At 48.9% G+C, this 10558-nt stretch carries 10 protein-coding genes; 8 read left to right on the top strand and 2 right to left on the bottom strand.

The window, feature by feature from the left end; genetic code table 11:
• Positions 1–569: 569 nt before the first annotated feature.
• The 6 genes from nusB to coaE all read left to right on the top strand — a co-directional run bounded on the left by nusB (position 570) and on the right by coaE (position 4473).
• Positions 570–1688 (top strand): transcription antitermination factor NusB, encoded by a 1119-nt coding sequence (nusB, locus tag ACOJTG_RS06745; RefSeq protein WP_420153103.1) that lies wholly within the window; start codon positions 570–572, stop codon positions 1686–1688.
• 204 nt (positions 1689–1892) lie between these two features.
• Positions 1893–2189 carry a YtxH domain-containing protein gene (locus ACOJTG_RS06740; protein WP_094811334.1) on the top strand — a complete coding sequence of 99 codons (297 nt, stop codon included), beginning with the start codon at positions 1893–1895 and terminating at the stop codon, positions 2187–2189.
• 77 nt (positions 2190–2266) lie between these two features.
• Entirely contained in the window at positions 2267–2689 is a 423-nt protein-coding gene (locus ACOJTG_RS06735; protein ID WP_420153102.1) for a DUF1573 domain-containing protein, read from the top strand.
• Positions 2690–2728: 39 nt separating this feature from the next.
• On the top strand, positions 2729–3028 hold the full coding sequence (gene yajC, locus ACOJTG_RS06730; RefSeq protein WP_104709632.1) for a preprotein translocase subunit YajC: 300 nt from the start codon (positions 2729–2731) through the stop codon (positions 3026–3028).
• 116 nt (positions 3029–3144) lie between these two features.
• On the top strand, positions 3145–3819 hold the full coding sequence (locus ACOJTG_RS06725; RefSeq protein ID WP_420153101.1) for a hypothetical protein: 675 nt from the start codon (positions 3145–3147) through the stop codon (positions 3817–3819).
• Positions 3820–3882: 63 nt separating this feature from the next.
• A complete protein-coding gene (coaE, locus tag ACOJTG_RS06720) occupies positions 3883–4473 on the top strand; it encodes a dephospho-CoA kinase (protein ID WP_420153100.1) in 591 nt (196 codons plus the stop codon).
• 136 nt (positions 4474–4609) lie between these two features.
• On the opposite strand, the gene ACOJTG_RS06715 is transcribed toward coaE, so the two are convergent.
• Positions 4610–5941, bottom strand: coding sequence for a DUF58 domain-containing protein (locus tag ACOJTG_RS06715; RefSeq protein WP_420153099.1), 1332 nt, complete (start codon positions 5939–5941; stop codon positions 4610–4612).
• A gap of 116 nt (positions 5942–6057) precedes the next feature.
• Positions 6058–7773 (bottom strand): M3 family oligoendopeptidase, encoded by a 1716-nt coding sequence (locus tag ACOJTG_RS06710; RefSeq protein WP_420153098.1) that lies wholly within the window; start codon positions 7771–7773, stop codon positions 6058–6060.
• Positions 7774–8030: 257 nt separating this feature from the next.
• Here ACOJTG_RS06710 and ACOJTG_RS06705 point away from each other — a divergent pair, with 257 nt between their 5' ends.
• Positions 8031–9338 (top strand): gluconate:H+ symporter, encoded by a 1308-nt coding sequence (locus tag ACOJTG_RS06705; protein WP_420153097.1) that lies wholly within the window; start codon positions 8031–8033, stop codon positions 9336–9338.
• Positions 9339–9365: 27 nt separating this feature from the next.
• Entirely contained in the window at positions 9366–10454 is a 1089-nt protein-coding gene (locus ACOJTG_RS06700) for a D-TA family PLP-dependent enzyme (RefSeq protein ID WP_420153096.1), read from the top strand.
• The last annotated feature ends 104 nt before the right edge of the window (positions 10455–10558 follow it).

The following is a 10558-nucleotide window of genomic DNA, read 5'->3' as shown; positions in this document are numbered from 1 at the left end:
AGTTTCCAGTTTCCAGTTTCCAGTTTCCAGTTTCCAGTTTCCAGTTTCCAGTTTCCAGTTTCCAGTTTCCAGTTTCCAGTTTCCAGTTTCCAGTTTCCAGTTTCCAGTTTCCAGTTTCCAGTTTTTTAGGTAAAACCCGGTAAAGTTAGCGGGACGGGTTATCCGTAGCATTCGTTACGGATGTTAACGTTGGTAGGCTGTGCCTTCCGGGCGGGTCGAGTACCCGCATTGCATACGGGGCTAAGCATATGGAATTCCTTCGGGATTGGTGTTTTTAAGAGAGTGAGTTTATGCTGGTAGGAATTTTCTGAGAATGCTTAGTTTGGTTCTTGCTGGAAGGGCGGGTAGAGAGGTAAAAACGAGCTTGCCTTGAGTACTAACTTTCTAAAGCAAAATGTTTTCTGGGAAGAAGATAAAACCGTGGAATAGAGAGCGGCAAAAACTGAAAACTCCAAACCGAAAACTCTAAACTCTACGCTGAATTTCGTACCTTTGCGGCTCGAAACAAGTTCTTTGACTAATCGCTTTTACCGAATATGCTGAATCGGAGGACGTTGCGAATCAAGGCCATGCAAACACTTTATGCATTGTATCAGGCTGAACGTTCCAACTACCAACTAGCCCAGGATTTCATCGTTGAAACCCTGCAACCCGACCTCAATTCCATGGAACGTCAGGACCCCGAACGCTTTGAAGGCCTTCGGAAACTGGCCCTGATGCAACTGGAGGAGTCGGTTACCAAAAAAGATACCGAAGAAGAAATTCCGTTGATGGCCCGTCAGGTGGCTACGGAAGCTCTGAATTATTACCGGCAGAAAACCCAGCAGGATCGCCTTCGCTTCGTACGCGACGCGACAGCGGATATTGAACGCATCTATGATCAGTATCTGATGATTTTGCTGCTCTTACTGGAGTTGGCCGAGGAAGCTCAATTGTATCAGGAACGTCGTTATCTGGACGAAGGCCTGAATACGAGTGTACTGGCGAGTAACCAATTTATTCATGCTCTGCGGGATATGCCTACGTTTGAAAACGAAGTCATCCGCCGGAACTTGAAGTGGACGGAAGAAGACCGGGTGCAATACATCCGCCCCTTCTTTAAGGACATTCGGCAGGATGCTACGTTCCAGCAATACTGCCAGCGTAACCAGCATACGCCCGCCGAGGATGCCGACCTCGTAATGCACCTGTTAAAACAACTGGTGTTTAAGAACGAGATGATTAAGACGGTATTCGATGAGCAAAATCTGTACTGGAGCGAAGACAAAGACATTCTGCGTAGCCTAACGACGAAGACGGTAAAGTCTTATCAGGATGGTGATCTTCGCCTGCAAACGCTCTTACCCGGCGGCGAAGACGATGTTAAGTTTTTTAAGGACTTACTGCGGCATACCCTCGACAATGAAGAACGCTTCATGCAGTTCATCGTTGATCAAGTAACGAACTGGGATTCCGAACGGATCGCCTTGACGGACCGGATTCTACTGATGATGGCTCTGGCAGAAATGATTTACTTCCCCGGTATTCCGGTAAAGGTGACCATCAACGAATTTATTGAAGTAGCCAAGGATTACTCGACGCCCCGCAGTGGACAATTCCTGAACGGGGTACTCGATACGCTTTCAGCAAAACTTCGCGAAGATGGTACCATTCGGAAGAGTGGTCGTGGTTTGATCGATAATCGTTAGAAAAGTTTTCGCGGGCCTATTCTACATTTCCCTTACTTTTACAAAAGTGAAAGGTTGGAAAAAAAGGAGACTTCTTGATTATCAATCTTCGAAGGCCAGGAACACTAATTTGACGAATGGTTAAACCCGGTCAAATGGGTAGTTTCGAAAACAAAAACGTATCGAATGTACTTTTTAGAGCATTCGAATCTTTATAGAAAAACCATGAAAAAATCAACCCTTACTTTATTAGGCTTTTTGGCCGGTACGGCGGTTGGGGCTTCGGTAGGAATTCTGTATGCTCCCGACAGCGGTGAGAATACACGCGATCGCCTGGGGTACCGTCTTTCAAAATATCGTGAGCACTTGCAACAGCTTATTGCTGACTTAATGGCTCAAAGTGACTTGCCCGAAAGTCTGGCGAAGACCGAAGGAAAAAAAGTAGTAGACGAAGCTCGCGAGAAAGCTGAACGCCTGCTGGCGGATGTAGAATCACTCATGGGCCAGATTAAAGGACACTAAGCTAATTGTTGTTTACCGTTTCTCGGTGGAGATCTTTTAGCGAAAAACTCTACCGAGAAACCGTAAACCCCCTTCCGATGAAAAGCAAGTTTGTAGTAGGTCTGCTGTGCTGGGGTTTGCTGTTTTCCTGCAATACGGGAAAGCAACAAACAGCTACGACGGATGACCCTACCAAATTCCCCATCCTCAAGTTCGATCAGCCCGAAGTAGATTTGGGTAAAGTAACGGAAGGCGATACGCTGATACACCGCTTTGCGTTTAAGAATACGGGTAATGCTCCGCTGGTTATTCAGTCCGCTTCGGCTTCCTGTGGCTGTACGGTTCCCGTGATTCCGCTCAAACCCATCGCTCCGGGTGATACGTCGAGTTTGCTGGTGAAATTCAACAGCAAAAACAAAGTAGGAGCGAACACCAAGACCGTTACGGTCGTGTCGAATACCAAGCCTGAAACCACAACCGTGGCGTTCCGGGTAGAAGTACTCGAAACAGCTACGCATTAACATCCCCTTGTTCTCGAATCCTAAATCTTAAACCTAGTTATGATGCTCTTACAAGCACCCGCCAGTGGCTCCAACTGGATGCAACTCGTTCTGATGGGCGGTATTTTCGTTGTCATGTATTTCTTCATGATTCGGCCCCAGCAGAAAAAGGCGAAAGATCAGCAGAAATTCATCACCGACATGAAAGAAGGCGATGCGGTTGTTACTATTGGTGGCTTACACGGAAAAATCGTGGAGACTACCGAGAAAACCGTGACGCTCGACGTGGGCCGCGGTATGCGTTTAGTTTTTGATAAAACGGCCATTTCTCGCGACAGTTCCATTCGTTTGGGACAATAATCGGACGCTGTGTACCCATGCTTCCACAGGGAACGTGATTTTATACGTTTCTAGTCAATAGTATGAAGCATGATTACTCACAGTTAACCGATCAATAGGTATTGATCATTGAAAGTATGAAACCTGACTGGAAAGTCGCGAGTCTCTGCCTGGTAGGGGCTCTGCTTTTCTGGTTGATGAATGCTCTTAACAAAGAGGGATATTCAGCCCGATTAGCGTATCCGTTACAAGTAGCCTACGATGATTCATTGTACGTGCCTACTTCTCCGCTTCCGCGGCAAATTCAAGCCAGTATTACGGGCAATGGATGGGATTTACTTTGGCGTACTTTGTCGTTAGGCAATCAGCCAATTACGTACGCCATTACGAATCCCCTGCATACCAAGTTTATCAACACGGCTTCTTTGACCAATTTGCTGTCGGATCAATTGAAAGAAACGCAGGTAAATTACATTATAGCCGATTCGCTGGATGTCAGTTTTGAGCGACGGGTGGTAAAAACTGTAAAATTACAGGCCGATACCAGTGCCGTTCGCTTTCCCAGACATTTTGTAATCTCAACAGTTATTAACGTAATTCCGCAAAGCATTACGGTAGAAGGCCCCGAGTCGGCGATGCGGGAGGTGCCCAATACGATTCTGATTCCACTCCCCAAGAAAATTTCGGGAGATTTTGACGAACGTTTGGCCATTCCTTACGTAAATGCACCGAATGTCAACGCAACGGCGAAACAGGTCAATATTAGTTTTGAAATCGCTGAATTACTGAGTCCGCCACCCGGAAGTAAATAACGTAATCGTTTCATAAAACGCGACTCCCGTACCGATTGGAGTCGCGTTTTTGTATTTTTAGCTATGAGTAAGGTCATTGGTATCACGGGAGGGATTGGTTCGGGGAAGAGCCTCATTGCCCGTATTTTTTCTACACTCGGCATTCCGGTATACGAAGCCGATGACCGGGCCAAGCGGCTCATGAATACAGATTTGGAGTTACGTCAGCAATTGGTAGAATTACTCGGGAAAGAAGCCTATACTGCCGAAGGTATCTACAACCGGAGCTGGGTGGCTGGACAGGTATTCCATAATCCGGAACTCTTACAGAAACTTAACGCCCTGGTGCATCCCCGAGTCCGGCAGGATGGAATCGACTGGGCTGCTCGCTACCCCGAGGCTCCGTACCTGATCTATGAAGCCGCCATTATGAAGGCGGCGGGACAGGGGAATAACTTCAGCAAAGTCATTGTCGTAGAAGCCCCACTCGATTTACGTATTCAACGGGTACGTCAGCGTGACCAGCGTTCGGAAGCAGCAATTCGGGACATTATCGCCCGTCAGGCCTCCGTAGAAGAACGGCGGCAAATCGCTGATTACGTGATTCACAACGACGAAAAAACACCCTTGATTGATCAGGTATTGAAGCTGGACCAGGAATTCAGACGCCTGTAGGAAAGCTCATTTGGGCAGCGTTACTAGTGGAGCTATAAGCTCTATGAGGATCGGTATATCTCCGGCCTCTAGACTTGTCAACCCCGAAGGGTTCCATGTAAATAGCTCCGTATACCATGCAGGGAGATAGGAATAGCTAAATCATCCCCCGAGCCTTCACTTCCAGATACTTGTTAATGGTATTGACCGTCAGTTTCTCCGGCGGCGTAAGGATCGATTGAATGCCATACTGCTGCAACTCCCGCATGATTTGCTGCTTTTCGTAAAAGAACTTCTCCGCGATGGTCTTCAGGTAAATCTCTTCCGTAGTATGAGCCGGAGCGTTCAGTAAGGCCCGTAATTCTGTATTCTCAAAAAAGATAACGATCAACAGATGATCCTTGGCCAGCCGACGCAGGTAAGGTAAGACGCGTTGCAGGGCGTTAACCGTCTCGAAATTGGTAAACAGGACCAGTAAACTTCGCTGACGAATCTGATTCTTCACCTGTACGTATAGGGATTCATAGTCCGTTTCGAGAAAGCGGGTCTTTTGCCGATACAGCAATTCCATGATGCGTTGCAACTGTCCCGGTTTCCGATCCGCGGCTACCCAGGGACCTCGCTGGTCCGAAAAGGTGAGTACACCGGCTTTATCCTGCTTAAGCAAGGCAATGTTACTCATTACCAATGTTGCGTTGATAGCGTAATCGAGCAAACTCAAACCGTCGAAGGGGCTTCGCATGACGCGACCTTTGTCAATTAGACAGTAAATAGCCTGCGATTTTTCTTCCTGGTAGGCGTTCACCATCAGTTCATTCCGCCGGGCCGTCGCTCGCCAGTTGACGGAGCGGACTTCATCGCCTGAAACGTAGGGACGGATTTGCTCAAACTCCTGACTCATCCCCACCCGCCGAATTTTTTTGATACCCAGATCGGTCAGGCGACTGGAGATAGCCATGAACTCGTACTGCTTCATTTGCAGAAACGACGGGTACACGGCCACCTGCTGATCCTGCGAGAACCGATAACGACGTTTCAACAGCCGCAGCGGGCTTTGAACGTACACATTAACGGCCCCGAAATCGTACTCGCCGCGTTGTACGGGCCGTAGCTCGTAGCGGATAATCTGCTCCGTCGCTGGAGTAAGCATCGTTTTGAAGAGCACATCCCGTTTTTGAAACTGTGCAGGGATTTCATCAATAATTTCGAGCGATACCGGAAATTTGTAGTGGTTTTCCAGAAAGATGGAAACGGGATTGGCATCGCCGTTGGAAAGCCGGTCTGCTACGTCCCGGCGAGCAAAAAAAGCCTTTGCTCTTGGATACAACAACAGGCCGTCAAAAACAGTCCCGACTATAAAAACGAAAAAGAGTACCTGAATCAGTCCGAATAGCCAGGGGACCATGAAGGAAAGCAGAAACAGGAAAATGATTCCGATCAGTACCGTAAAGAATAGTCGGGAGAGGTATAGCGAACGAATGAAATGCACGGGATCAAGCGTCGGTTTAGTCGATTCTATCAAAGATAGACAGGACATCCGTACCGACAAAAATCCATCGGTTCCGGATAAAAAAAGCTCTGGTACTTAAACCAGAGCTTTTGTAGTTACTGCAACTTGGCAATCTCTGCCCGTACAAAATTCATCAGACTGGCAATGTGTTCTTTGGAGAAATCGAACGGTATGTTGGCTGCCGCGTAAATTTCGCCCATGGGTCGGGTATACCCGAGTTTGAGGGCGTTGAGGTAGCCTTCGAGCCCCTTTTGTGGATTTTCCTTGAAATTTTTCCAGACCCCAATGGCACCTAGTTGAGCGATACCGTATTCGATGTAGTAGAACGGCACTTCGTAAATGTGCAACTGCCGTTGCCACTGGTACGCTTTGAAACGCTCCAGGCCACTCCAATCGGTGATGCTATCGGTAAATTGTTCATAAATCCGTAACCAGGCTGCATTCCGTTCTTCGACACTATGGGTGGGGTTTTCGTACAACCAGTGCTGGAAGGCATCGACGGTAGCTACCCAGGGCAGCGTTTCGATGATGTCTTCGAGGTGTTCCAGCTTCGCCCGACGCAGGTCTTCCGGATTCGGGAAAAAGACGTCCCAATGGTCCATGGTGATCAGCTCCATACTCATGGAAGCCAGTTCCGCCACTTCACTCGGCACATTCCGGAAGCTATTCAACGCCAGATCCCGCGTAACGATGCTGTGGACGGCGTGGCCCCCTTCGTGCAGAATCGTCACCATATCCCGCAGGTTCGACGTTGCATTCATAAAAATGAAAGGTACACCCGATTCTTCCAGGGGATAATTGTAGCCACCCGGAGCCTTGCCCTTCCGTGATTCCAGGTCAAAGCGACCCATCGTACGCATCACGCGGAGGTAGCTACCCAACTCAGGATCTAGGCGGTCGAATACTTCAATGGTTTTGGTCAGCAAATCTTCGCCACTCGTAAAAGGTTTCAGCGGCGGCTGGCCCGAGGGATCTACCAACTTATCCCAGGGGCGTAATTCTGTTAGCTGCAAGGCCTGTTTACGATCCTTCGACAATTCGTTCAATACCGGTACAACGGTGCTGGCGATAGCCTCGTGGAAGTGAAAACAGTCTTCCACCGTATAGTCAAAACGGCCCATTGCGGCGAACATATAGTCACGGTAGTTCGCAAAACCCGCATTTTGAGCCAGTTGATGCCGTAAATTCCGAAGCTGGTTAAGTAAGGTGTCGAGGGCTTCGTGATCCTGATAACGCCGCTCCCAGATAGCCCGCCAGGCTTCCTCGCGGATGGTGCGGTCAGTCTGCATCAGTCGGTCACCCGCTTTTTGCAGAGTCATTTCCTCGCCATCGAGCGTAACGGTCATGGCTCCGGCGATGTTACCGTACTGGCTTTGCAGAGCTTGCTGCTGCGTAAACAAGGGGACGTTTTCCGTTCGGAAAATTTCGATTTGCCGACGAATAGCCCGTAAGGTTACAAAATACCCTTCATCGGTTAATTCATCCACGTACGGACTAGCCAGGGCTTTCTGATCCAGCTGGTTCGCGAATTCCGTCCATTGGGGCTGAATGTGTTCATTGAAAATCGTGAACGCTTCCACGTACGCCTCATTGGCCGTATCGGTCGTCATGCGAATGTACCGCCAAGCGAAGTTTTCGGAAAGGTAGCTTTCCAGTTCAGACCGGTCCTGAAACCACTGCCGTAATTCATCGGCATTGAGGACCAGACGGTCGCGGAGTTCTTCAAAAAAGGGCTGCACACTCGCCCAATCACTTAATTCGTAGGCCGCCGGAAGAAACAGCCGGGGGCGTTGTACAAGAGTTTCTGCCATAATGAAAGTCGTTCGTCACCCAAAAATAAGCCTGCGAGAATCGGGCGTTTAACGCCCCTAACAGGCGAAATGTTTCAACAGAAAAACGAATGAAACGCCTTCGTTAACCTCTTTTTTTTTCTGTTAAAGTAAACGCCTGTGCATGCAGCTCAGGGTTTGGTTCATTCTAAATTTTGCACTCAAGCTACACTTTACAACAGGAAATTCGGCTAAAAAATCCTTTTCTTTGAAAAACATAAACCTCTAGCTGAATCTCAATGCCTCTACTGCTCACCTTTCTGGCTATTGTTCTCCTTATTATTCTCATTGCGTACGTACGACTGGATACCTTTCTGGCTTTTCTGATTATCTGTATCGGTCTGGGTCTGGCCAGTGGTATGGAAGTAACCGCCGTCGGGCAGGCCATCCGAAAGGGAATCGGTGATACGCTCGGCGATCTGGTGCTAATTGTGGGCTTTGGGGCCATGCTCGGTAAACTGGTAGCCGAAAGCGGTGCGGCCCAACGAATTACGGATGCACTGGTACTGGTATTCGGGACCAAAAACTTACCCTGGGGCATGGCTCTGGCGGGTTTCGTCATTGGCATTCCGCTGTTCTATAATGCCGGTTTCGTCATTGTCTTTCCTTTGATCGTGGCCGTTTCAGTATCGGCCCGCGTACCTATTCTGACGGTAGGCATTCCCATGCTTTCGGCCTTGTCGGTGGCTCACGGGTATCTGCCGCCTCATCCTTCGCCAGCAGCCATTGCCGGACGTTTTAATGCAGATTTGGGAAAGGTACTGCTCTACGGAATTGCGATTGCCATTCCCGCCATCGCGATTGCCGGACCCATTTTTGGGCGGACCCTTCGTCAATATAGCCCGACGCTTGATCCGGATTTGTTATCGGTAAAGAAGTTGCCCGCGGATCAACTGCCTAGTCTGGGGATTAGTCTGTTTACGGCCTTATTGCCCGTAATCTTATTGGCCATTACGACCATTTTTAAGCCGTATTTACCGCCTAATCCAGTCATTCAACTGATCAGCGAACCGTACTTTGGTATGTTTCTTTCAGTACTGGTCGCCATGTACACGCTGGGCCTGGCTCGGGGTCAGTCCATGAAAATGGTAACCAAGCAGTTGGAAGAAGCTTTCAAGGGCTGTTCGCCAATCTTATTGGTGGTGGCCGGAGCCTCGGCCCTGAAGGAAATCATGCAGTCAGCGGGCATTAGTACCTTTCTGGGGCAGCAATTACAGCAATTGCCCGTCTCGCCGCTCGTACTAGGTTGGGCCATGGCGGGCCTCATTCGTATCTGTGTGGGTTCGGCTACGGTAGCGGGTCTGACGGCCGTTGGCATCATTGCCCCCCTGCTGGCGGCCCGTCCGGAGGTTTCACCCGAGCTGATGGTACTATCCATCGGAGCCGGCAGTCTGATGTGTTCGCACTTCAACGACGGCGGTTTCTGGTTATATAAAGAGTATTTTAATCTAAGTATTAAAGATACGCTGAAGACCTGGACGGTGATGGAGACCATGGTTTCGATTATTGGTCTGGTAGGCGTTCTGATTATCAATGCTTTTATCTAAGATTTACATTAACGACAAGAAATTTCCATGACTGAAGATTGGTTCACGCTCCATCATCCTGACCTAGTTCCTTCACCCGGTATTGTATTCTATCAGGATCGGATTCGCCGGAATATTGCCATCATGGTGGCAATTGCCGGAAGTCCGGAGCGACTCATACCGCATACCAAAACCCACAAAACCATTGAAATCCTGAAGCTCCAGCTGGAGGTGGGGATTACGAAATTTAAAGTTTCGACCATCGCTGAAGCCGAAATGGCCGCCATGGCCGGAGCCCCCTGGGTGTTACTGGCGTATCCGGTAGTGGGACCGAATGTAGCCCGCTGGCACCAGCTAATGCAGCAGTATCCGGAAACGAGCTTCCAGGCTTTAGTCGATAACCCGATTACAGCTCACGCGATCCATACCTATTTTGGGGAGGAAAAAGCTCCGGTTTTTATCGATGTAAACAATGGCATGGATCGTACCGGAGTAGAAGTAGGAAATCTACAAAGCCTGATCGACTATGTGCATACACTGCCCAACCTGGAACTGAAAGGTCTGCACATCTACGACGGCCATATCCGTAATACAGATTTCGAAGAACGGAAGGAAGTTGTAGACGCCGCCTATCAACGCGTGATTGATGCCATTCAAGCGGACGACAACTGGATGATCATTACCGGTGGTACGCCCTCGTTTACGGTACACGCCCTGCGGACGGGTACTTATCTGAGTCCGGGTACCTGTCTACTGTGGGATTGGGGTTACGATGATTTGCTGGAAGAACAACCCTTTGAGTGGGCCGCTTTGATAGTAACGCGGGTCGTATCGAAACCCGCCGAAGGGTTGATTACCATCGATCTGGGGCATAAATCAGTAGCGGCCGAAAATCCAGTCAACCGACGGGTAAAGTTTCTTAATTTGGCGGAGTACGAATTACTCAGTCAGAGTGAGGAACATGGCGTAGTGCGAGTCAGTAGCTGGGAATCCATCGAGGTAGGCGATCTACTCTACGGCGTGCCGTATCACATTTGCCCAACGGTAGCCCTGCACGAAACGGCAACCATAGTAGAAAATGGGGAAGTTGTAGACGAATGGACTATTATATCACGAAAACGAAAAATTACCATTTAAGTACGGGTCGAAGTAGATAAACAAAAAGCGGTGAGGCCAGGGCTACACCGCTTTTTGTTTGAGGAAACCTGAAAAATAGGCCGGTTTTTAAGCCTTGATAATCA

It is taken from the genome of Siphonobacter sp. (genome assembly GCF_048595215.1).
Lineage (GTDB): Bacteria > Bacteroidota > Bacteroidia > Cytophagales > Spirosomataceae > Siphonobacter.
The sequence above is the reverse complement of the archived record's forward strand: the minus strand, read 5'-3'. Positions and strand labels throughout refer to the sequence as shown.

Bases quoted from the DNA above. Each gene is read 5' to 3' on its own strand.
- nusB (WP_420153103.1), top strand. From the start codon at position 570: ATGCAAACACTTTATGCATTGTATCAGGCTGAACGTTCCAACTACCAA.
- ACOJTG_RS06740 (WP_094811334.1), top strand. From the start codon at position 1,893: ATGAAAAAATCAACCCTTACTTTATTAGGCTTTTTGGCCGGTACGGCG.
- ACOJTG_RS06735 (WP_420153102.1), top strand. From the start codon at position 2,267: ATGAAAAGCAAGTTTGTAGTAGGTCTGCTGTGCTGGGGTTTGCTGTTT.
- yajC (WP_104709632.1), top strand. From the start codon at position 2,729: ATGATGCTCTTACAAGCACCCGCCAGTGGCTCCAACTGGATGCAACTC.
- ACOJTG_RS06725 (WP_420153101.1), top strand. From the start codon at position 3,145: ATGAAACCTGACTGGAAAGTCGCGAGTCTCTGCCTGGTAGGGGCTCTG.
- coaE (WP_420153100.1), top strand. From the start codon at position 3,883: ATGAGTAAGGTCATTGGTATCACGGGAGGGATTGGTTCGGGGAAGAGC.
- ACOJTG_RS06710 (WP_420153098.1), bottom strand. From the start codon at position 7,773: ATGGCAGAAACTCTTGTACAACGCCCCCGGCTGTTTCTTCCGGCGGCC.
- ACOJTG_RS06705 (WP_420153097.1), top strand. From the start codon at position 8,031: ATGCCTCTACTGCTCACCTTTCTGGCTATTGTTCTCCTTATTATTCTC.
- ACOJTG_RS06700 (WP_420153096.1), top strand. From the start codon at position 9,366: ATGACTGAAGATTGGTTCACGCTCCATCATCCTGACCTAGTTCCTTCA.